Source organism: Flavobacterium beibuense F44-8 (genome assembly GCF_000769915.1).
In the GTDB taxonomy this organism is placed as follows: domain Bacteria; phylum Bacteroidota; class Bacteroidia; order Flavobacteriales; family Flavobacteriaceae; genus Flavobacterium; species Flavobacterium beibuense.
This window is the reverse complement of sequence record NZ_JRLV01000023.1, coordinates 1-21,508: the sequence shown is the minus strand read 5'-3', so window position 1 is coordinate 21,508 and position 21,508 is coordinate 1. Positions and strand designations below refer to the sequence as shown.

Below are 21,508 nucleotides of genomic sequence, written 5' to 3'. Positions count from 1 at the left end.
TAAACCCGCTTTTATTAGTTGAACAAAACCTGATACTGAGCTATAAAAGCGCCCTTACTCCCGGTTTTCTCTCCGCCTAAATTATAAATAGGCCTGTTTTGATAAGCTACGGTAAACTTAGATACATTCCCGTCCAATAGCCAGTTAACTCCGGCATCAAAAAAGTTCATAGCATCGTTCAGCCTGTCATAGTCGGCATGCTGTAATGACACATAAGGCATTAAGGTAGTTTGCCCTATAAGGTTATCTTTAAATTTATACCCTGCCTGCGCATAAATCACAGTACCTGTACCATACATTGGGAAACTGTTCCCTCCTCCGTTTAGCATTACGGGATTATTACTTCCGTTTGCCGGATTCATTGCACCACCATTACGAATATAATTTTTCCCAAAATCATAACTGGTTACATTACCGTAAAAGCTTACAGCCTGCCCGCCAGCACCTATAGGAGCATCATAAAATACATCGGCAGCAAAGTGAACCATATCGCTTTTCTCCACATCTCCTGTAGTGTTAAGCATCCACATCGCATCCTTCTGGTAAATAAAACCTGCTCCTATATTAAACACCTTCTTTTTACCCTGATACGTTCCGGTTAAGTAAGGCGTCATGTTAGACTCCTGATCCAAAAACTGGTATTGGAAATAACCGTTCCATTGCATTTCAGACGGATCGGTAGAGAAAGTAGCTTCGTTAACTATCGGGGGTGAGTCTTTAACTTCCAGCGGATCGGCCATTTGCAGGCGATAGTCCAGCTTACCCAGCTTACCTTTTACAAACACCGAAAGCTTCCTTAAAAACTGATCGTTCACATCATTGGTCGTTTGTAAAAACAACGGTGCATCTATCCCTAAAATGGAGCCAACGGAAGGCGACGAGAAACGTGACAAACCACTCCAGCCTGATAAACCTACACCTATGGAAAGCTTCGTTTTATCTACAGCATATTCGCCATAAGCATCGTGTACAAAAAAGCCCAGTTTCCTTTCGGATATAGTATTGAAATTATTTTCTCCAAACTGACTATACGCAAAAACCCTATCAGTAAGCTGTCCATACATTTGTACCCTGTAACGGCGTATACCAATATCGGTACCATTGTTTTTCTCAACTCCGTTTATGGTAGTTCCCGGATTATAATCCATACTTCTAAGCCAGGCTTGGGTCATAAAGGTAAATTTCACATAGTTACTTCCGTCTTCATTAAGGTAGAGTTTCCGGTCTTTAAAAAATTCCTGTGCCTGTGTACTTTCAGGTAAAAATGTTGCCGATAGCCCCAAAAAGGCCAGCGCATACTTTAGGTTTTTCATACGGTGATTATGGTTAATAGTAAGTACATGCAATTTAATGATTCCGCCTGTAGGGCACAATCAAACCCCTTGCTTTAACTATAAAAAAGTGAATAAATAAGCTATTTTAATAACAATAGGGCAAAAAAAATCCCGAATTGAATTCGGGATTTACTTTTTTATCTGTTTATCTATTCCATACGGTCATACATACAGCAGGTATGCAATTTATTGAAATCTTCTTCAGTTGCTTTTACCAGTTCAGTATCATGTCCTGCTTTAGCTACAGCTTTACAAACATCATCAATACTGCTTTTGTTCTCATCCATTATAATATGAAGGTCCTGATGATCTGCATGCCACTCGGCCGACTTAACACCTTTCACGCTGAAAGCCGCTTTTTCAATACGCTTTTTGCACATATCGCAGTTACCGTTTACAGCAACCTCATATTTAGCGTTCTTACTTTTTTTAACTTCTTTATCCTGTGCCTGTGCTGTTAATCCGAAAAGAGTTACCAACACTACTAATAGTATGTTTTTCATGATTTATTTTTTTGAATGTTAAATATATACTTTTTTTATTATTTGATTTTAAACCTTAGTCCGGCATAGTACATCTGGCCAAAAACCGGAGCATATACAATAGATGTATCAAAATACTGGCCAAAAGGATCATCTGCTCCAACAATTGCCTTATTTTGTCTGTAATTGCCAATATTCTCCCCTCCTACATATACCTCAAACACACTTGAAAAGGTTCTTGTAATCTGAGCATTCATTAACGAGAAGGCCGGAGCATAATCTCCCATTTGGTATTCAACAGGGTTACTACCGGTGTATGGCAGGCGTTGTTTACCCATCCAGTTATAGGTAAAGTCAAACTTCCATTGCTTACCGCCTTCGGCAATATGAGTTTCATAAGCTAAATTGGTAAAGAAACGGTGTTTTGCCTGTAACGGTTTATCCTGAGCTCCTGAAAGATAATCGGTTTGAATATCGTAGTACTTGTATGCTGTACGGATATTAAAATGACGTGTAATTTCATAGTTAAGCTCTACCTGAAGACTGTTAGCATATGACTTACCATCCAGATTATAGAACAATACCTGTTGCGGACTGGCATATAAATCGACCACTGCCTGATTTTGGAAATCGGTTCTGTAAAAATCGACCACAAACTCGGCATTCCTGTTAAACAGAGGGAACCCCTGTACAAAGCTCAAACCGTAGTTCCATGCAATTTCAGGATCCAGCCCATAAACCTTACCTCCTGAGTTAAGAATACTCATTACCCTTGAGCTACCAAACAGCGATTGGTTTTCGGCAAAAATATTAGCTGCTCTTTTCCCGCGTCCAAATGATGCTCTTACCGTTGCCTTATCCCACGGATTGTATTTTAAGTGCATTCTTGGCGTTAAAAATGCCCCTAAACGATTATGGTAATCAAACCTACCACCGGCAACTAAACTAAAGTTACGGGTATTATCGTAAGTATATTCAAAAAAGGCTCCTACACTGTTATCAATACGGCTGTGATCTATAGTGTTTACAAACTCCCCATAGTTATCATAAGTCACATTAAGACCAGTAGAGAACTTATTAAGGGTATTGCTTAAAATAGAATTGAATATCAAATTAGAATAAAAACTCTTTTGGTCTATATCATACTGGTTAAACCCAAAGTAAGACTCCTGGTTATGCCAGTTAAAAGATGTTTGCCACCCAATACTCTGGTAAGGCATATCGGGGAAAACATACCCCAGTTTGGTAGAGATATCCAGTTTATCGGTATTTATCTCGGCACCCCAGTGATTTGTAGTAAACTTATCGGTGTCCGGATCAAAGTCAACCTCACCGGTTTGTTTTTCATCCCTCATATAACGAAGATTTATAAAACTTATCCATCCGGTCTCAGCGTTATTGTATTGCCAGCGGTTCATTACATTGATTTGCTTTGCCAGCGGATTATCTAAAAAACCATCGTCGTTCATATCGTTTTTAGACACTCTTGTGTTACCATGTACAAAAAGACTGCTGCTCCAGTGGTCATTTAGTTTTTTATTGAAATGAGTATTTAGCTCAAAACGACCACCCTGCGAACCGTATGCATTTAAAAAGAACGGAATATCCATAGCAGGCTTTAGCAGCTCGTAGTTTATCTGTCCGGATATACTCTCATAACCGTTAATAACAGGACCTGCACCTTTGGTTATCTGGATACTCTCTACCCAAGTACCCGGTATAAATGATAATCCGTATGCTTGTGAGGCACCACGAACCGAAGGAATATTCTCTTCAGATATTAACAGGTAGGGACTGGTAAGCCCCAGCATTTTGATTTGTCTGTTTCCCGTAAGAGCATCAGAGAAATTGACATCAATAGAAGGATTGGTTTCAAAACTCTCAGCTATATTACAACAAGCAGCTTTAAGCAGCTCACCGGAGCTCATATTAACAACATTAGCTGCCGATGCACTTGTACGCTTTAGGCTCTTCCTTGTTTTATCTATCACCACATTATCAAGCTTACTACCTTGAGAAGGTTTAAGCGAATGGCTTATAAAATCAGGCGATTCCACAGTAAGCGTATCTGTAGTATAACCAATATAGCTTACCAATAGTTTTTTGTATTCCGTTTTGTAAGGGATCTCAAAAGTACCGTCAGCTTCTGTAGAGGCGCTAACGTTTGTGTTAAGCCAGTAAAGGCTGGCTCCCGGAAGCGGCTGGCTGTTTTCATCCAGCACCTTACCGCTTAGCTTATCCTGTGCCTGTACCATAAGAGTGCACAGCAAAGCCGTGTAAAATAATATATTACGCATAAAAATATTTTAATGTTAACGAGTAGTATTCCCCATTATAGGGATATCAAACTGAAAAACATTAAAATCAGGCGTATAAAATATATTGGCAATAGAGTTTAAAGAGCGGGGGCGCATTGGCCTCGCAGTAAAAAGAAGTATTTACCTGTTTTACAACAGGTGTTTTATAAGCAACATTAATTGGTTGCCAGGTATCGGCAACATAAAAAGCACCAAGATCAAGCTGTAGTGATTTTACAAGTATATTATCACTCTTATCATGAGGCTTTACAACGTCATTCTTACAGCATTTTTTACCGGTTTCGGTTTTCATGGCACAACAGCCCTTATCCTCATTCTTGGTATTAGCCATACATGGCTCATCCAGTTTATAGGCAAGCGTAACCGATGCTATCTCTCCGTGGCAATAATGTACATTAAGCGCAAACCCCATGTTAGACATTAACAGGAGTGAAGCCAAAAGTATGTTTATGTGCCTTTTAAGTTTCATTGTGCCACAAATTTATACATTTAATTTTTAAGAGAGACTACCCCACCCCTGTTAAAACGCAAAATGTGGGAATTTTATATTTTTTAACACAAAAAAACATAAGCCAGAATGTTTTAATAAATAATTTTGTATTAAATATTATACACTATGACATTTGAAGAGTTAAAACCGAAAGTTACAGATATACTGCACCATGATAACACTTTAAGAGATGAGAAACTATTACAGCTTTGCCATCTTTTAAAAGATAATATTGATTATTATGATTGGGTAGGCTTTTATTTCAGAAACGGAGATAAGGAAGAGCTTTTACTGGGACCTTATGCCGGCGAACCTACAGATCATACCGTTATTCCTTTCGGAAAAGGTATTTGCGGACAGGTAGCAGTTTCTAACGAAAACTTTGTGGTACCCGATGTAACCGCCCAGGACAATTATATTGCCTGCAGTATTACAGTAAAATCAGAAGTGGTGGTTCCGCTTTTTGTAGACGGAAAAAACATAGGCCAGATAGACATTGACTCTAACGTACTGGACGCTTTTAGCGAACTGGATGAGCGTTTCCTGGAGTTTGTAAACGAACAGGTAGCTAAGTTATTCTAACTTACTGATTACCTGACACACTACACACCTTTTAAAGTTATTCAGCAAAGTATTGCGGATATTAAAATATTGATTACCTTTGCACCCAATCGGGATAGGCCCGTTACATAAAAATTATTTAAACAAATATTGGCATGTACTTAACTAAAGAAGTAAAAGAGCAAATCTTTACAAAACACGGTAAATCTGCAACTGACACAGGAACTGCAGAAGGACAGATTGCGTTATTCACATTCAGAATTAACCACTTAACTGAGCACTTAAAAAAGAATCGTCACGATTTTAACACTGAGCGTTCTCTTGTTAAGCTAGTAGGTAAAAGAAGAAGTCTTCTGGATTACCTTAAGAAGAAAGAGATTAACAGATACCGTGAGATTATCAAAGAATTAAACATCAGAAAATAATCGAGATGAAAAGAGGCGCCTGCGCGCCTCTTTTTGTTTTTATATATTTTGCATAAAAAAAGTTTTGGTTTTTCATTGGGGTTTAAACAACTACACACAACAACTACACAACTACAACGTACCCATTGTTTAATCAAAGAAATGGATTTATGATTCCAAATGTAACAAGAGAAATTATCGATCTTGGAGATGGAAGAAGCATCTCGATCGAAACGGGGAAACTAGCAAAACAGGCAGACGGCTCTGTAGTAGTACAAATGGGCGATGCCATGCTGCTTGCAACTGTAGTTTCCGCAAAAACTGCCGCTCCGGGCATTGACTTTTTACCCCTAACGGTAGATTATCGTGAAAAATTTGCGGCCGCGGGCCGTTTTCCGGGCGGATTCTTTAAACGTGAAGCAAGACCAAGTGACGCAGAAGTATTAACCATGAGGTTAGTAGACCGTGTACTTCGTCCGCTTTTCCCGGATGATTACCACGCTGAAACGCAGGTAATGATCCAGCTTATGTCTCACGACGAAAACGTAATGCCTGATGCACTTGCAGGTCTTGCAGCTTCTGCTGCCCTTGCAGTGTCAGACGTACCTTTCCACACACTTATCTCTGAAGTTCGTGTAGCACGTGTAGATGGCAAATTTATCATCAACCCAAGCAGGGAGCAACTGGAGCAGTCTGACATCGATATGATGATTGGTGCTTCAAGCGACTCTATCGCGATGGTTGAAGGTGAAATGAAAGAGATATCTGAAAAAGAAATGGTTGAGGCAATTAAATTTGCTCACGAAGCCATTAAAGCTCAGATTGCCGCTCAGGAAAAACTTAAAGCTGCCATAGGCAAAGAAATCAGAACTTACGAAGAGGAAGCTACTGATGCCGATGTTGAGAAAAAAGTATACGACCTTTCATACGACAAGTATTTTGCTGTTGCTAAGGAAAGCTCTTCTAAACAGGAGCGTTCTGAAAAATTCAGCACTATTAAGGAAGAAGTTCTTGCTGCCTTCACAGAAGAGGAGCAACTTGAACTTGCCGACCTGATTAGCAAATACATTTACAAGTCGCAAAAAGAAGCCGTAAGAAACGTAATCCTTGACCTGGGTGTACGTCTTGACGGAAGAAAAACAAACGAAATACGCCCTATTTGGTGTGAAGTGGATTATCTTCCTTCAACACACGGTTCGGCTATATTCACAAGAGGTGAAACTCAGGCACTGGCAACAGTTACCCTAGGTACATCACGTGAGGCTAACGTTATCGACCTACCGTCTGAGCAGGGAGAAGAGAACTTCTACCTACACTACAACTTCCCTCCGTTCTCTACCGGTGAAGCAAAACCACTAAGAGGAACTTCAAGAAGAGAAGTTGGTCACGGTAACCTTGCACAACGTGCACTTAAAAACATGCTTACAGACGAGAACCCATATACTGTTCGTGTAGTATCTGAAGTACTTGAATCTAACGGTTCATCTTCTATGGCTACTGTATGTGCAGGTACACTTGCTCTTATGGATGCAGGTGTTAAAATCGCAAAACCTGTATCGGGTATTGCAATGGGATTAATCTCTGACGATAAAACAGGCAGATGGGCTGTACTTTCAGACATCCTTGGTGATGAAGATCACTTAGGTGACATGGACTTTAAAGTTACAGGTACTGCCGATGGTATTACTGCCTGCCAGATGGATATCAAGATTGAAGGACTTAACTATGAAATCATGGAGCAGGCGCTTGAGCAGGCACGTGAAGGTCGTCTTCATATCCTTGGTAAACTTACTGAAGTTATCAGCCAACCAAGAGAAACTGTTAAGAAACACGCTCCTAAAATTGTTAAGGTTACTATACCTGGTGCATTTATTGGTGCTCTTATCGGTCCTGGCGGAAAAGTCATCCAGGAACTTCAAAAAGCTACAGGTACAACTATCGTTATTAACGAGGTTGATGAGCAGGGTGAAGTTGAAATCCTTGGTACTGATCCAGACGGAATGCAGGCTGTACTTAACAAAATCGACTCTATTATATTTAAACCACAGGTGGGCGAAACTTACAGCGTAAAAGTTGTAAAAATGCTTGACTTTGGTGCAGTAGTAGAGTACGTTCAGGCTCCGGGTAACGAAGTACTGTTACACGTATCTGAACTGGCATGGGAGCGTACAGAAAATGTTTCTGACGTTGTTAATATGGGTGATGTATTTGATGTAAAATACATCGGTATCGACCCTAAAACCAGAAAAGAGAAAGTTTCAAGAAAAGCATTATTGCCAAGACCTCCAAGAGATGAGAATCGTCCGCCAAGAGACGAGAACCGTGCTCCAAGAGAAAACAGAGGACCTCGCCCTAACAGGGACAATAACAACAGAGGACCTAGAAATAATGACAAAGACGGTAATAAGGAAGCTTAATATTTTATAAGGTTAATTCATAAAAACCCTGCTTTATAGCAGGGTTTTTTATTTAACTTAGCACTTTGTTTTTACAATATGTCATCAAAAAAAGCAGCAGCCACAAGGCTTAACATACTACAAAAAGCATTTGAGCTGGTTTACCAAAACGGTTACCGCACCACCAGTGTAGACGAGATTATCGCCACTACACAGGTTACCAAAGGCGCTTTTTTTTATCATTTTAAAAACAAAGACGAAATGGGCCTTGCCATGATAAACGAGGTTATGCAGCCCGGTATGCGCAAATCGCTCATAGAAGCACTACCCAGTAATGGTAACCCTACAGAAGAGATATATAACATGATGGAATCCCTCTTGCTTAAAGATCCGTTTTTTATCATAAAATACGGTTGCCCAGCCATAAACATGGTGGAAGAAATGGCATCATACAACGAGGCTTTTAACAAGGCACTTTCCCAACTGGTTATACAATGGGAAGAAGCCATTACCACTACCCTTGAAAAAGGTAAAACTATTGGAAAAATAAACCCTGACACCAATCCAAAAGAAGTGGCACAGTATATTATATCAGGGTACGGCGGAATAAGAAACCTTGGAAAAATTCACGGAAAACCAAGCTACATAAACTATTTATCCCAATTCAAAAAATATCTCAACACCTTGAAATAATTTTTTTAACCAAAAACATACTAATTAGTATGTTTTTATTATTTTTGTCCTGTCAATCATCAATCAAAACACAGTTATGTATTCATTTTTACTCACTGTCCACTCGGTTTTCAGGTGGGCTGTGGTTTTTAGTCTAACCTATGCCATAATTATTTCGGCAAAAGGTTACTTCGCTAAAACCGCTTTCACCAAAACCAGCAACGCCATAAGACACTGGACAGCAACTATTGCACACATACAGCTTATTACCGGAATCCTACTGTATGTAAAAAGTCCGTTTGTAAAACAGTTTTTCGCTACAGCAAACAACACAGGTGAAACCCTGTTCTTTGGCATCATTCACATATTGCTAATGTTATTAGCAATTGTTTTAATCACTATAGGTTCGGCAAAATCAAAAAGAGAAAAATCAGACCAAGCAAAATTCAAGATCATGCTGATATGGTTTAGCCTTGCCGCACTGCTAATATTATTAGCAATACCCTGGCCTTTCTCACCTCTTGCTAACAGACCACTAATCCGCTTTTAATTATGAAAAACTTGTTTAAAACCAATGTAGGAAGACTACGACTAATAGCTTTCCTTGAAGGCATATCATTACTAGTATTACTATTTGTTGCTACTCCCTTAAAACACTTTTACGGTTACCCTCACCTTTCAACCACACTGGGAACAATACATGGAGCATTGTTCCTTTTGTTCTTATTCAACACCTTAAGTGTAGGCGTGGAACAACAATGGCAGTTTAAAGTCACCACCTGGAAAGTTCTGCTTGCCTGTATCATTCCGTTTGGTACATTTTATATTGATAAAACGATCCTCAAAAAAATCAAATTATAATTAAAAAGTCCTGCTAAATAGCAAGGCTTTTATTGTCTGTAAATAAATCCTAAACTCAAACTATGCGACCCCAAACCGGAAGGAACATAATTTGTAAATAATTTATAGGGTGTAAAATTATACTTTACCTGAAAACCGGTGTTTTTATACCAAAACCTCATTCCCTGTCCCAAATGAAAAGCACTAAAACCCTTACTGTACCCCGTAACCATATCACCATTTTGAAAGTTTTCATCAATACCCTCTTCACGCGGAGCGTTATACAGTAAAAAAGCATACCCTAACGAAGACTCCCACTCCAACACAAAGTTTTGATTGCGCATTACATAGAGCTTATTCATACGAACACCAACCATACCCGAAACTTCCTGCAATTTTACACTATACTCTCTATTATTAAGTTTATAAATAAACACTTCACGATTTAAGGGAGTAAAGAGAGAAAAACCTATATCATATACTTCATTAGCCATTTTAGTACGATACCATAATCCAAATTCAGGCGACACACCATACCTGTTATCGTTACCTATAGGAATCCTTAACCCTGCCTCTCCAAAAAAACGTTCATTAACAGTATCATTAACAACTTCAACCTGTGCAGTGACATAAAAGGTCAAAAGCAATATCTTTAAAAACATAACCTTCTTCATATTACCAGTTTATTAAAGGCAAAGACCTCTTTGCATTAATATTCCAAAATCCAAATTGCAAACCTTTAGTATGAGTAGTTTTATTAAACAATCCTATCTGTAAACCATGAAGTACCTCCGAATTATTAAGAAGTCCAAGCTGCACACCATGAAATTGAACACCTGCATTATTAAATATAGCTATCTGTAGTCCGCTGCCTTTCTGGGTATCATTTTTAAGCCCGGCAATATGAAGTCCATTCATCTCAAGAGAATAATTATAAAAAGCCGTTAGGGTAAGCCCGTTTGAAGCACAGGTAATATTATAAAGTGAGACCCCCATACCGTTTTGTTTCACATTACCCAAAAAGCCTCCTATAGACAAATGAAGCCCGTTTTGCACCAGTCCGACTTCACGACTGATGTCAATACGTTTTTGGGGATCTATATAAAGAAGCAAAAGAGGAGATACCGGATTTATTTCAATATTAAGTCCGTTAATATGTTTAGGCATTTCTAAATCATAATCATAATGCCACACCCCTAAAACCATTCCGTTTACGGTTTTCACATTAGCTGAAATCGGAGCAAAACTAAATATCTGTGTTTTGTATTCCTGTTGGGCAACACTCTTAACATAACAAAGTAATAAAAGCAAAACAAACAACCTGATTTTCATAATAAGCTGATTTAAAGTTCAGCTCAAAACTATTGCGTATATTGCAATTAACTTTGCGGTAATAAATTAAAAAGCAAATTAATTTTGCGTTTTTCACAAATGAACAATCAGGATAAACTTTTAAAAACCATAAGACAGCACAGCCAGTCGGTATCACTTATAGATGAGATAGCCGCCATACTCAATATCAGCTATGACGCCGCACACAGGAGAATTTCTCAAAAAAGCAAGTTTACTATTGATGAAACAATAGCACTATGCAATCACTATTCCATATCAATGGATACCCTGTTTGGCAGCAGCAATAAAGTAGTTGTAGAAAAAACAGCCGAAATAAAAAACATAGCAAACCTAACCGACTACTTTAAAAACTCAGCACAAAAACTGGAAGCTTACAAAAACTACACTGATTCGGTTATGTACTATTCGGCAAAGGATATTCCGTTATTCCATACCATTAGCGGAACATTACTCTCCAAGTTTAAGCTTTATGTATGGCTTGATCTTCTTAGCGGACAACAACATGAAAAATTTGAAAATTTTACCGTTAACGGTTCGTTGCTGGAACATAGCCAGAAACTTAACAATGTATACAAAAATGTAGAGGTAAAAGAAATTTGGAACGATACTACCATAAACAGTACCATACAACAGATATATTATTTTTTTCAGTCGGGATTAGTAACACTGGCGAACGCATTGCTTATTTGTAACGATCTTAAAGCCATACTTAATGAAGTAGAACTAAAATGCACCAAAAACGATTCGGGCTATCATTTATATTACAACGAACTGCTTTTATTAAACAACAACGTACTGTTATCATCGGTAAAACAAAAATCATTATTTATACCCTATACCATGTTAGGCTACTTTATAACGGGCGACAGTAATACCTGTAAAAGCACAGAAGACTATTTTAACTATCAAATCAAAAACTCAAAATCACTTAACCTGTCGGGTACACGCGACCGTAAACTGTTCTTTAATCGAATGCACCAAAAAATAGATTTCTACATTCAGCGCATGAACAGCGAACTGGATTACAATTTCTAAAATACAAAAACATGTTAACCGATTTAACTTACAGGGAAGCTCTAGTTACCGACATTCCGCAAATACAATATGTAAGGCATACCGTTAAAGAGAATATCCTCTCCAATCCCGAACTTGTTAAAGACAGCGATGTGGAAGATTATATAACCCGTCGCGGTAAAGGCTGGATTGCCATAGTAAACAATACTATTGTGGGCTTTGCTATAGTAAGCACGGCAGATAATAATGTATGGGCATTATTCATTTTACCCGAATTTGAAAACAAAGGCATAGGCAAAACCCTCCATAATATAATGATGGACTGGTATTTTTCACAAACACAGGAAACCATTTGGCTTAGTACCGGTACAGGCACACGTGCCGAAACATTTTACCGCCTTAAAGGATGGGAAAATATCGGAGCTTATGGCACTCAGGAAATAAAATTTATAATGGCTTACAAAAAATGGTTGTCGTTAATGAAGTAGCCATAATTTAAAAGTAACTGTTGCCAGATAAAAATTATTGCCCGAAATTTAGATTCGCAAAATAAACCAAAACCTTTATGGCAGATACAGCTCATTTTCTAGATACCATTACTAAAGGATATACCACAAAAGGCGACGCTATTACACTGGGAACAGCAATGCTTAACGGCGAACCTGTAGAGGGGGCTTATGTAAATGTTCCGCTAAAAACATTAAACAGGCATGGACTTATTGCCGGGGCTACCGGTACGGGTAAAACAAAAACCCTTCAAATCCTGTCAGAACACCTTTCTAACAACGGTATTCCTGTATTAATGATGGATATAAAAGGTGATCTTAGTGGTATTGCCAAACCGGGGGAAGAAAAAAACTTTATTACCGAAAGACATGCTAAAATAGGTTTGCCGTATGAAGCCAAAGGTTTCCCTGTTGAACTGATGAGCCTTTCCAAACAACATGGTGTAAGACTTAGATCAACAGTTTCAGAATTTGGTCCGGTTTTATTTTCCAGGGTCTTGGATCTTAACGATACCCAAACCGGGATTATGAGTGTTATCTTCAAATATTGTGACGATAACAACATGCCTTTACTGGATTTAAAGGATATTAAAAAAGTACTGCAATACATTACCGACGAAGGTAAAGAGGAGATTGAAAAGGAATACGGACGCATATCTACCGCTTCAACAGGAGCGATACTCCGCAAAATAATTGAACTGGAACAGCAGGATGCCAACCTATTTTTCGGCGAACTATCCTTTGAAATTGAAGACCTTATGCGCATAGACAACGAAGGCAAAGGCTATGTAAACATTATGAGGTTAACCGATATTCAGGACAAACCAAAGCTGTTCTCAACCTTTATGCTGTCGTTACTGGCAGAGATATACAACCAGATGCCTGAAAAAGGAGACGCCGACAGACCTGAACTGGTAATTTTTATTGATGAGGCACACCTTATTTTTGACGAGGCCAGTAAAACACTACTGGATCAGATAGAGACTATAGTGAAGCTTATCCGATCCAAAGGTGTAGGACTGTTTTTTGTAACTCAAAATCCTACCGATGTTCCAAACGGAGTATTGAGTCAGCTGGGATTAAAAGTACAGCATGCGCTTCGCGCCTTTACTGCTACCGACCGTAAAGCCATTAAACTAACGGCTGAGAACTATCCTATTTCTGATTTTTATGATACAGATGAAGTTATAACCCAACTGGGTACCGGGGAAGCACTCATAACAGCACTTAACGAAAAGGGCATCCCTACCCCGCTTGCCGCTACCATGCTACGCGCCCCTATGAGCCGAATGGACATCCTTACAGAACAGGAAATAAGCGAAATAAACAACAGTTCCAAACTGGTTAAAAAATATGCCGAGGAAATAGACCGCGAAAGTGCCTGTGAGATACTTACCAAAAAAATAGAGGCAATCACCACACAACAACAGCAGGAAGAACAGCAAAAAGCCGAAGAGAAAGCCCGCAGACAAACCACCCGAAGCTCCCGAACAACTTCTACAAGCAGCACACTGGAAAAACAAATTATAAAAACAGTTACCAGTGCTACTTTTATTAGAGGAGTTTTTGGGGTGTTGAATAAAATGTTTAAGTAAAAAACAACACAAAACCTTAACAATAAGCTAATTAAAAATAATTTCAAATTTTCTGTAACTTTTTTGCAACTCGTTACGTATAACTATCTCAACACATAACTCAGAGGAGATTTTAGATGAGACAGCTTAAGATTACCAAGCAGGTTACCAACAGGGAAACTGCTTCATTAGACAAGTACCTACAGGAGATTGGAAAAGTAGATTTGATCACTGCAGATGAGGAGGTAGAGTTAGCACAACGTATTAAAGCCGGAGACCAGAGAGCACTTGAAAAACTTACAAAAGCCAACCTGCGTTTCGTTGTATCGGTTGCAAAACAATATCAAAATCAGGGATTAACACTTCCCGATTTAATTAACGAAGGAAATTTAGGACTTATTAAAGCTGCACAGCGTTTTGACGAAACCCGTGGTTTTAAATTCATTTCATATGCCGTATGGTGGATTCGTCAGTCTATATTACAGGCACTTGCAGAACAGTCCCGTATTGTTCGTTTACCACTTAACAAAATTGGTTCCATAAACAAAATCAATAAAATGTATGCTTTGCTTGAGCAAAGTAACGAGCGTGCCCCTTCTGCAGAAGAAATCGCTAAAGAACTTGATATGACAGTAAACGACGTAAAAGAGAGTATGAAAAACTCAGGTCGTCACCTGTCTATGGATGCACCGCTTGTTGAAGGTGAAGATTCTAACTTATACGACGTTCTTCGTTCGGGAGAATCACCAAATCCTGACCGTGAGCTTATTCACGAATCACTTCGCACAGAGATTGAAAGGGCTCTTGAAACCCTTACTCCCCGTGAAGCCGATGTGGTACGCCTTTATTTTGGTTTGGGTGACCAGCACCCTATGACACTTGAAGAAATTGGTGAAACTTTTGACCTTACCCGTGAGCGTGTACGCCAAATTAAGGAGAAGGCTATCAGAAGATTAAAACATACTTCAAGAAGTAAAATCCTTAAGACATATTTAGGATAATCGTAAAAAGCCAAAAAAGAGCTTCCAAAATTCGCTTTTTTAGATTAAATTTGTATTTTGGCACTCCAAAATTTTGACTTTCAACACGAATAAAAATATTTAAGACACTTACAGTTCAATAACTGTTCGTTTTTTGATTGATGATTGAACTCCGGCTGATTACCGGAGTTTTTTTTATGTATATACTTTAACTTATCTGTTGAAAAATTATCAATTATACACAATAACATGACTTTGCGAAGGTTAAGCTGCGTATTTTAAAAACTTTGCTCTTATATTTGCATAAATTCATACTTTAACAATAATGAAAAATACATTAATTGCACCATCTGTGCTTTCGGCTGATTTTGCCAACCTGCAACGTGACATTGAAATGATTAACAACAGTGATGCCGACTGGTTTCACATAGACATTATGGATGGCGTTTTTGTGCCTAACATTTCTTTTGGTATGCCGGTTTTAGAGGCTATTACACGCCACGCTAAAAAAACTATAGATGTGCACCTTATGATTGTTAACCCAGACCAGTACATTAAAACATTTGCTGCTCTTGGTGCTACAAACTTAACCGTTCATTATGAAGCATGTACTCACCTGCACCGTACCCTACAGGCAATTAAAGCCGAAGGTATGAAAGCCGGTATTGCTGTAAACCCACACACTAACGTAGCACTTTTAGAAGATGTTATTAAAGATACTGATGTGGTTTGTATGATGAGCGTTAACCCTGGTTTCGGCGGACAGTCTTTCATTGAAAACACTTACAGTAAAATCAAACAGCTTAAAGAAATTATCGTAAAACACAATGCTCCTACCCTTATTGAGGTTGACGGTGGTGTAAACGATAAAAACGCTAAGTTGCTTGTAGAAGCAGGTGCTGATGTACTTGTTGCCGGAAACTTTGTATTTAAGTCAGATAACCCTACGCAAACTATTGCCGACCTTAAAAAGCTTACATCGTTTTAATTTAATTACATATATACATTAATCTCAAAACCGCATCTATGAGACAGTATCTATTAACCATCCTGATGGTATCGGGGGTGGCATCGTTTGCCCAAAAAACACCCTATACCACCTCAGGTAAAAAAGTAACGGTATACAATACCGTTAAGGAAACAAACCAAAGACTAACACCGGCACAGGGTACTCTTTCGTTTAGCGAAAAGAAACAACCGCTGGAAACAGAAGTATCTGTATTTGTAGATCCAACCCATACTTTTCAAAGTGTAATGGGTTTTGGTGGCGCTATTACCGATGCATCTGCCGAAGTATTTGCCAAACTGCCTAAAGAAAAACAAAAACAGCTTCTTGAAGCCTATTACGACAAAGAAAAAGGCATTGGCTATAATCTTGCCCGTACTACCATTCATAGTTGTGATTTTGCCAGCGAAAGCTACACTTACGTGAAAGAAGGCGACAAGGAACTGAAGTCTTTCAACATAAGCCACGATAAAAAATATCGTATTCCGCTTATCAAAAAAGCTATTGAAGCTGCCGGAGGTGAACTTACACTTTATGCTTCTCCTTGGAGTCCACCTGCCTTTATGAAAAGTAACGGCAGTATGCTAAAAGGTGGTAAGTTACTACCTGAATTCTATCAAAGCTGGGCTACTTACTACACTAAATTTATTGCCGCTTATGAGAAAGAAGGAATCCCTGTTTGGGGTATTACCATCCAAAACGAGCCTATGGCAACCCAAAAATGGGAGTCTTGCATTTACACTGGTGAAGAGGAGCGTGATTTCCTTAAAAACTATTTAGGCCCTACAATGCATAAAGCAGGCTACGCCGACAAAAAAATCATTGCATGGGACCACAACCGCGACATGCTGTTCCAAAGAGCTGCAACGGTACTTAATGACCCTGAGGCTGCAAAATACCTTTGGGGTATAGGTTATCACTGGTATGAAACATGGAACGGTGGTTCGCAAATGTTTAATAACCTGAAACTGGTTCACGAAACTTTCCCTGAAACCAACCTTATTTTTACCGAAGGCTGTAAAGAACAGTTTAAACTGGAAAAAATAAACGACTGGAAACTGGGTGAATTATACGGTCACAATCTTATCAATGACTTTAACAGTGGTACAACAGCATGGACCGACTGGAATATTCTTCTTGATGAAACAGGAGGACCTAACCATGTTATGAACCTGTGCTTTGCACCTGTACATGCAAACACAAAAACCGGTGAGCTTATGTTTACCAATGAGTATTACTATATAGGTCACTTCTCAAAATTCGTTCAAAAAGGTGCTAAAAGAATTGCCTGTTCTACAAGCCGTAGTGCCATTGAGGCCACTGCTTTCCTTAACCCTGACGGAAAAACTGTGGTAATTGTAATGAACCGTGGTGAAGAGAAAGTAAATTACTTCCTTTGGATAAACGGTCAGGCTACAGAAGTTGAAAGTGCTCCGCATTCAATACAAACACTGGTTTTCTAAACCCTGAATACAAAATATAAAAAGCCTCCCTATGGGAGGCTTTTTTCGTTTATAACGGCTGTGTCTTAAATCCCCCCTTATAATGACGTTTAAACGTTCCTTTAGCAATAACAGTTCATCCTAACTTTGTAATATCAAAATAAAAACTTAAACAACCTCATAATTTATTATATCGTTTTCGCAAACCACAATAAGCTAATATTCATAACTTTATAAAACTAACTACAAAATCAACCAAGATGAAAAATCTGATTAAAGTACAGGCTCTTAACATTGATTTGGCCACTTTACTACTTAGGCTGATCTTCGGCGGAATGTTTGTTTATTATGGTTATATGAAAGCGGCAAACTATGAGGCAATCGCACCAATGTTTGAGGACATTATAGGGATAGGTGCAAAACTATCTTTTAATCTGGTAATTTTTGCCGAACTGGTATGCGGTTTCTTTATCCTTATTGGGCTATTAACCCGTTTTTCGGTAATACCGGTATTCATAACTATGATAATTGCCTTTTTTGTAGCACATGCCGGTGACGGATTTAATGACAAAGCCATCGCCTTTGTGTATATGCTACTATGTATAGTGATTTTCATTCTAGGTAGCGGAAAGTATTCTGCCGATGCGGTTCTTTTCGGTAAAGATTCAAACACTCAAAAAGAAGAATAACAATTAATCAATCATAACTTAAAATCAGCTATGAGAAAACTAAAGCTTCAGGTACAAATGTCTATTGACGGATATATTGCAGGTACAAATGGTGAAATGGACTGGATGATTTGGAACTGGGATCAGGAACTTAAAGATTATGTTACCGCCCTAACAAAACCTGTTGACACTATTGTACTGGGCAGGAAGCTCGCCGAAGGTTTTATTGCACACTGGGAAAGCCAATACAACAACCCTGAAACGAGAGAAGAAGCTCGTGATTTTCACCAAATCCCTAAAGTAGTATTTACCAATACCATCAAGGACAACCCGTGGAATAACACATCTCTGGCTTACAACCTTACCGATGATATTAAAAAATTGAAAGAATCAAACGGTAGTGACATCATTGCTTATGGCGGCGGAACTTTTGTTTCTTCTCTTATCAAAGAAGGACTTATAGATGAGTTTTTCCTATTTGTAAATCCAACCGCTTTAGGTAAAGGCATGTCTATTTTTGAAGAACTTGATAATAGACAAAGTCTCAAACTTGTGGAAAGCAAAGCTTTTGAATGCGGAATCACGCTATTACATTACACCAAATAATATAACTTAACAATCAATCACCATGAAAATAATTAAACGAATCCTGATAGTACTTCTTATCATAATTGCTATCCCTTTTATACTGGCAATTTTTATTAGCAAAGACTATAAGGTAGAAAGAGAAATTACTATTAACAAACCTCAGGCAGAAGTTTTTGATTATGTATCCCACCTAAAAAACATGGATGAATACAGCGTATGGATGAAAGATCCAAACATGAAAACCGAGTTTACAGGTGATGATGGCACCAAAGGTTTTATTTATGGCTGGGACGGTAATGATGATGTAGGTGAAGGCGAGTTGGAAATAACCAACATAGAAACCAACGAACGCATTGATATGGACCTTCGTTTTATAAGACCTTTTGAAAGCGAAGCTAAAGTATATATCACTACCGAAAATTCAGGAGGCAACAGTACAAATATGCATTGGGTTATGCAGGGCACCAGCTCCTACCCTATGAACTTTATGAACCTGATGATGGATAACATGATAGGTAAAGATCTTGATGCCAACCTACACAATATCAAATCTAAATTAGAGAAACAATAAAAATCAATCATAAAATGAGAGCAGTTAATCCTTATTTAAATTTTAATGGAAATACCGAAGAAGCATTCAATTTCTACAAATCGGTATTTGGCGGAGAGTTTGTAACCGTTATGCGTTTTGGCGAAACTCCGGGATGTGAGAGTATGCCGGAAACCGAAAAAAATGGTATTATGCATATTGCCCTACCACTAGGCAGTAGTTTGCTAATGGGTACCGATGTCCCTAAATCCATGGAACAGGTCAAATTTGGCACTAACAGTTCCATCACTATTGATGCGGAAAGTCGCGAGGAAGCCGACAGGTATTTCAACGGGCTTGCAGCAGGTGGTAAAGTAGGAATGCCTATGGACGATATGTTTTGGGGTGCCTATTATGGCATGCTAACCGATAAATTCGGGGTACAATGGATGATTAATTTTGACTCCAGAATAAAATAACGACTCCAAAGCAGCCGGTTTTCTGGCTGCTTTTATTTTACAGGAATTAACTTAACTAAAAAGAATAGGCATGGAGACAATCATCAGTCAATTGGAAAAATCGTTTAACGAAACAACACAACTTCTTTCTGAATTCAACCAGGAAGAGATAAATACTATTCCTTTTAAGGACAGCTGGACAGCTGCTCAGGTTGGCTGCCACTTACTAAAATCAGGAACGGGAACAGATAATATTCTTACCGAACCTACACAACCCGTAGACCGTGCTCCTGACAAAAATGCTGAGAATCTGAAAAAGCTGTTTCTGGATTTTGAGAATAAAATGCAGGCCCCTGATTTTATAATTCCCAAAGATAAAGTTTATGATAAAGAAGAATTAATTGCTTCCTTAAAAGAACTTAGTAAAAAAACTATTGAGGCAGCACATAAAAGTAATCTTTCACAAACAGCATCATTACCTGATATTCATCCTTTGAAAGGAATGTCAAAACTGGAAATGATATATTTTCTAACCTATCATACCATGAGGCATAACAACCAGATTAAAAACATCAGGAAAAGCCTTAACGTCTAAAGTTGATCATTTTACTTACCATATCATGCAGTTCGGGCAATTTTTGCCTGAACTCATTTGGTGTTTCAAAAAAGTACTCCAATATAACGGCTATAAATTCAAACTGATTGGTATATGCATATAACCTGAAATAATCTGCCTGTACAAGTTTCTCCCTGTTTGCCGGCTGGCTTATATATTTCATAATCTTATCCAGCATATCACAATACAATACAGATGCAGTACCTACTGCCCTTTTACGAAGAGAACTGAAATGAAGGGCATGAGCAAACTCATGCAGCCCTAAATTCAGGTTATCATTGTCATATTCTATGCCTTCTATAAAATGATGCCACGAAAACACTATAACACCAGCAGCCGGATTAAACTCTCCTTTATGATACTCCTGAGTTGAAAGAGATAAAAAAGCATCTGGATAAACGATTATGGTTTGGAATACATCTGTAAGATACTGTCGCATTCCAAACGTAAGCATCACACTTGTAGCTGCAATTCTTATTTTCATAGCATCGGTAACCTCTAGTCCTTCTCTACCTACAAAATCATAGTATTCAATAAAAGCGTGTACCCTGTGCCTAAAGTATTTTTTTCTCACAGGAGAGAGACTCCTGTAAAACCTGAATTCTTTATTTAATATAAAATGTGCTTCTGACGGAAGCTCTTTAGGAAACAGATACCAATGTACATATACCGGCCTGTCAAACATAAGCATATAGGCAGGCTCAATAAGCACATTAAATGCCAGAAAAAGAAAAAACAAAGCTATGGCCATACATAAAAGCCCTACAAATACTTCCAAAATAAAATTCGTGTTTTACAGTTGCAAAATACTATTTTAAATTACATAAAGGCATAAAAAAACTGCTATCCTACATGTGCACAATAATGGCCACGAGGATAGCAGGGTTCAAACATAAACAATATTATTTATGCTGTATATAAATTTAATTCTCTTTTAAGCCTTATCTCCTTTAACGATAATAAACTCTGATCGTCTGTTTTGAGCATGTTGCTCTTCACTGCAGTTTTCTTTACAGTCAACTTTAGGCTCACTCTCACCATATCCCTGTCCTGAGATACGCTCTTTAGCAATACCTTTTGAGATAACATACTGAACTGTAGCCTTAGCCCTCTTGTTAGAAAGGTTCATGTTGTATTGTGCACTACCACGGTTATCCGTGTGGGCCTTAACCATGATTACCATATTCTTATCGTTATTCATAGCCTCAACTAACTTGTCAAGCTCAAAAGCAGCTTCTTTAGTGATGTTACTCTTATCAAACTCGAAATAAATATCA

25 protein-coding genes are annotated in these 21,508 nt (G+C 38.3%); 17 read left to right on the top strand and 8 right to left on the bottom strand.

The annotated features are described in order from the left end of the window. Positions 1-14: 14 nt before the first annotated feature. The 4 genes from Q763_RS15370 to Q763_RS15355 all read right to left on the bottom strand — a co-directional run bounded on the left by Q763_RS15370 (position 15) and on the right by Q763_RS15355 (position 4,603). Positions 15-1,313 (bottom strand): hypothetical protein, encoded by a 1,299-nt coding sequence (locus tag Q763_RS15370; protein WP_035135964.1) that lies wholly within the window; start codon positions 1,311-1,313, stop codon positions 15-17. A 170-nt stretch (positions 1,314-1,483) separates the two neighbouring features. Further along, positions 1,484-1,837: a heavy-metal-associated domain-containing protein gene (locus Q763_RS15365; protein WP_035135919.1), complete on the bottom strand. Its 354-nt coding sequence runs from the start codon at positions 1,835-1,837 to the stop codon at positions 1,484-1,486. 38 nt (positions 1,838-1,875) lie between these two features. Next, positions 1,876-4,113 carry a TonB-dependent receptor gene (locus tag Q763_RS15360; protein WP_084596093.1) on the bottom strand — a complete coding sequence of 746 codons (2,238 nt, stop codon included), beginning with the start codon at positions 4,111-4,113 and terminating at the stop codon, positions 1,876-1,878. A 67-nt stretch (positions 4,114-4,180) separates the two neighbouring features. Further along, positions 4,181-4,603, bottom strand: a complete 423-nt coding sequence (locus Q763_RS15355) for an HYC_CC_PP family protein (protein ID WP_035135918.1) — start codon at positions 4,601-4,603, stop codon at positions 4,181-4,183. 147 nt (positions 4,604-4,750) lie between these two features. Here Q763_RS15355 and Q763_RS15350 point away from each other — a divergent pair, with 147 nt between their 5' ends. The 6 genes from Q763_RS15350 (at position 4,751) to Q763_RS15325 (ending at position 9,518) form a co-directional block, all read left to right on the top strand. Further along, entirely contained in the window at positions 4,751-5,206 is a 456-nt protein-coding gene (locus Q763_RS15350; protein WP_035135917.1) for a GAF domain-containing protein, read from the top strand. A 134-nt stretch (positions 5,207-5,340) separates the two neighbouring features. Next, the gene (rpsO, locus tag Q763_RS15345; RefSeq protein WP_035135916.1) at positions 5,341-5,610 is read left to right on the top strand and encodes a 30S ribosomal protein S15; all 270 of its coding nucleotides are present in this window, start codon (positions 5,341-5,343) and stop codon (positions 5,608-5,610) included. Positions 5,611-5,759: 149 nt separating this feature from the next. Then, a complete protein-coding gene (locus Q763_RS15340) occupies positions 5,760-8,006 on the top strand; it encodes a polyribonucleotide nucleotidyltransferase (protein ID WP_035135915.1) in 2,247 nt (748 codons plus the stop codon). Positions 8,007-8,084: 78 nt separating this feature from the next. Beyond that, entirely contained in the window at positions 8,085-8,678 is a 594-nt protein-coding gene (locus Q763_RS15335) for a TetR/AcrR family transcriptional regulator (protein ID WP_035135914.1), read from the top strand. Between the two features lie 76 nt (positions 8,679-8,754). After that, entirely contained in the window at positions 8,755-9,207 is a 453-nt protein-coding gene (locus Q763_RS15330; RefSeq protein ID WP_035135913.1) for a hypothetical protein, read from the top strand. Between the two features lie 2 nt (positions 9,208-9,209). Next, on the top strand, positions 9,210-9,518 hold the full coding sequence (locus tag Q763_RS15325; protein ID WP_035135912.1) for a DUF3817 domain-containing protein: 309 nt from the start codon (positions 9,210-9,212) through the stop codon (positions 9,516-9,518). 29 nt (positions 9,519-9,547) lie between these two features. Here the strand turns inward: Q763_RS15325 and Q763_RS15320 are convergent, their stop codons facing one another. Both Q763_RS15320 and Q763_RS15315 read right to left on the bottom strand, forming a co-directional pair. After that, positions 9,548-10,171, bottom strand: coding sequence for a hypothetical protein (locus tag Q763_RS15320; RefSeq protein WP_035135910.1), 624 nt, complete (start codon positions 10,169-10,171; stop codon positions 9,548-9,550). Position 10,172: 1 nt separating this feature from the next. Then, entirely contained in the window at positions 10,173-10,829 is a 657-nt protein-coding gene (locus Q763_RS15315; RefSeq protein WP_035135908.1) for an LA_2272 family surface repeat-containing protein, read from the bottom strand. Positions 10,830-10,928: 99 nt separating this feature from the next. On the opposite strand from Q763_RS15315, the gene Q763_RS15310 reads away from it, so the two are divergent. The 11 genes from Q763_RS15310 (at position 10,929) to Q763_RS15260 (ending at position 20,210) form a co-directional block, all read left to right on the top strand. Continuing rightward, entirely contained in the window at positions 10,929-11,885 is a 957-nt protein-coding gene (locus tag Q763_RS15310) for a hypothetical protein (protein ID WP_035135907.1), read from the top strand. 11 nt (positions 11,886-11,896) lie between these two features. Beyond that, the gene (locus Q763_RS15305; protein WP_035135905.1) at positions 11,897-12,352 is read left to right on the top strand and encodes a GNAT family N-acetyltransferase; all 456 of its coding nucleotides are present in this window, start codon (positions 11,897-11,899) and stop codon (positions 12,350-12,352) included. Positions 12,353-12,429: 77 nt separating this feature from the next. Then, positions 12,430-13,965 carry a helicase HerA-like domain-containing protein gene (locus tag Q763_RS15300; protein ID WP_035135904.1) on the top strand — a complete coding sequence of 512 codons (1,536 nt, stop codon included), beginning with the start codon at positions 12,430-12,432 and terminating at the stop codon, positions 13,963-13,965. Positions 13,966-14,081: 116 nt separating this feature from the next. Further along, a complete protein-coding gene (locus Q763_RS15295) occupies positions 14,082-14,945 on the top strand; it encodes a sigma-70 family RNA polymerase sigma factor (protein ID WP_020212501.1) in 864 nt (287 codons plus the stop codon). A gap of 304 nt (positions 14,946-15,249) precedes the next feature. Next, entirely contained in the window at positions 15,250-15,912 is a 663-nt protein-coding gene (rpe, locus tag Q763_RS15290; RefSeq protein WP_035135902.1) for a ribulose-phosphate 3-epimerase, read from the top strand. A 38-nt stretch (positions 15,913-15,950) separates the two neighbouring features. Beyond that, positions 15,951-17,393 (top strand): glycoside hydrolase family 30 protein, encoded by a 1,443-nt coding sequence (locus tag Q763_RS15285; RefSeq protein ID WP_035135900.1) that lies wholly within the window; start codon positions 15,951-15,953, stop codon positions 17,391-17,393. Positions 17,394-17,632: 239 nt separating this feature from the next. Further along, a complete protein-coding gene (locus Q763_RS15280) occupies positions 17,633-18,061 on the top strand; it encodes a DoxX family protein (RefSeq protein WP_035135899.1) in 429 nt (142 codons plus the stop codon). Positions 18,062-18,091: 30 nt separating this feature from the next. Beyond that, the gene (locus tag Q763_RS15275; protein ID WP_035135898.1) at positions 18,092-18,646 is read left to right on the top strand and encodes a dihydrofolate reductase family protein; all 555 of its coding nucleotides are present in this window, start codon (positions 18,092-18,094) and stop codon (positions 18,644-18,646) included. 22 nt (positions 18,647-18,668) lie between these two features. Then, positions 18,669-19,199: an SRPBCC family protein gene (locus Q763_RS15270; protein WP_035135896.1), complete on the top strand. Its 531-nt coding sequence runs from the start codon at positions 18,669-18,671 to the stop codon at positions 19,197-19,199. A 14-nt stretch (positions 19,200-19,213) separates the two neighbouring features. Beyond that, entirely contained in the window at positions 19,214-19,636 is a 423-nt protein-coding gene (locus tag Q763_RS15265) for a VOC family protein (RefSeq protein WP_035135895.1), read from the top strand. Between the two features lie 70 nt (positions 19,637-19,706). Next, a complete protein-coding gene (locus Q763_RS15260; protein WP_035135893.1) occupies positions 19,707-20,210 on the top strand; it encodes a DinB family protein in 504 nt (167 codons plus the stop codon). Here the strand turns inward: Q763_RS15260 and Q763_RS15255 are convergent. Both Q763_RS15255 and Q763_RS15250 read right to left on the bottom strand, forming a co-directional pair. Then, positions 20,200-21,009 carry a zinc-dependent peptidase gene (locus Q763_RS15255; protein WP_084596092.1) on the bottom strand — a complete coding sequence of 270 codons (810 nt, stop codon included), beginning with the start codon at positions 21,007-21,009 and terminating at the stop codon, positions 20,200-20,202. The genes Q763_RS15260 and Q763_RS15255 overlap by 11 nt on opposite strands. 156 nt (positions 21,010-21,165) lie before the next feature. Beyond that, positions 21,166-21,508, bottom strand: a 343-nt coding sequence (locus Q763_RS15250) for an OmpA family protein (protein WP_035135890.1), incomplete at its 5' end; no start/stop codon positions are given.

Coding starts and splice junctions, on each gene's coding strand:
- Q763_RS15370 (WP_035135964.1), bottom strand. CDS start 1,313: ATGAAAAACCTAAAGTATGCGCTGGCCTTTTTGGGGCTATCGGCAACA.
- Q763_RS15365 (WP_035135919.1), bottom strand. CDS start 1,837: ATGAAAAACATACTATTAGTAGTGTTGGTAACTCTTTTCGGATTAACA.
- Q763_RS15360 (WP_084596093.1), bottom strand. CDS start 4,113: ATGCGTAATATATTATTTTACACGGCTTTGCTGTGCACTCTTATGGTA.
- Q763_RS15355 (WP_035135918.1), bottom strand. CDS start 4,603: ATGAAACTTAAAAGGCACATAAACATACTTTTGGCTTCACTCCTGTTA.
- Q763_RS15350 (WP_035135917.1), top strand. CDS start 4,751: ATGACATTTGAAGAGTTAAAACCGAAAGTTACAGATATACTGCACCAT.
- rpsO (WP_035135916.1), top strand. CDS start 5,341: ATGTACTTAACTAAAGAAGTAAAAGAGCAAATCTTTACAAAACACGGT.
- Q763_RS15340 (WP_035135915.1), top strand. CDS start 5,760: ATGATTCCAAATGTAACAAGAGAAATTATCGATCTTGGAGATGGAAGA.
- Q763_RS15335 (WP_035135914.1), top strand. CDS start 8,085: ATGTCATCAAAAAAAGCAGCAGCCACAAGGCTTAACATACTACAAAAA.
- Q763_RS15330 (WP_035135913.1), top strand. CDS start 8,755: ATGTATTCATTTTTACTCACTGTCCACTCGGTTTTCAGGTGGGCTGTG.
- Q763_RS15325 (WP_035135912.1), top strand. CDS start 9,210: ATGAAAAACTTGTTTAAAACCAATGTAGGAAGACTACGACTAATAGCT.
- Q763_RS15320 (WP_035135910.1), bottom strand. CDS start 10,171: ATGAAGAAGGTTATGTTTTTAAAGATATTGCTTTTGACCTTTTATGTC.
- Q763_RS15315 (WP_035135908.1), bottom strand. CDS start 10,829: ATGAAAATCAGGTTGTTTGTTTTGCTTTTATTACTTTGTTATGTTAAG.
- Q763_RS15310 (WP_035135907.1), top strand. CDS start 10,929: ATGAACAATCAGGATAAACTTTTAAAAACCATAAGACAGCACAGCCAG.
- Q763_RS15305 (WP_035135905.1), top strand. CDS start 11,897: ATGTTAACCGATTTAACTTACAGGGAAGCTCTAGTTACCGACATTCCG.
- Q763_RS15300 (WP_035135904.1), top strand. CDS start 12,430: ATGGCAGATACAGCTCATTTTCTAGATACCATTACTAAAGGATATACC.
- Q763_RS15295 (WP_020212501.1), top strand. CDS start 14,082: ATGAGACAGCTTAAGATTACCAAGCAGGTTACCAACAGGGAAACTGCT.
- rpe (WP_035135902.1), top strand. CDS start 15,250: ATGAAAAATACATTAATTGCACCATCTGTGCTTTCGGCTGATTTTGCC.
- Q763_RS15285 (WP_035135900.1), top strand. CDS start 15,951: ATGAGACAGTATCTATTAACCATCCTGATGGTATCGGGGGTGGCATCG.
- Q763_RS15280 (WP_035135899.1), top strand. CDS start 17,633: ATGAAAAATCTGATTAAAGTACAGGCTCTTAACATTGATTTGGCCACT.
- Q763_RS15275 (WP_035135898.1), top strand. CDS start 18,092: ATGAGAAAACTAAAGCTTCAGGTACAAATGTCTATTGACGGATATATT.
- Q763_RS15270 (WP_035135896.1), top strand. CDS start 18,669: ATGAAAATAATTAAACGAATCCTGATAGTACTTCTTATCATAATTGCT.
- Q763_RS15265 (WP_035135895.1), top strand. CDS start 19,214: ATGAGAGCAGTTAATCCTTATTTAAATTTTAATGGAAATACCGAAGAA.
- Q763_RS15260 (WP_035135893.1), top strand. CDS start 19,707: ATGGAGACAATCATCAGTCAATTGGAAAAATCGTTTAACGAAACAACA.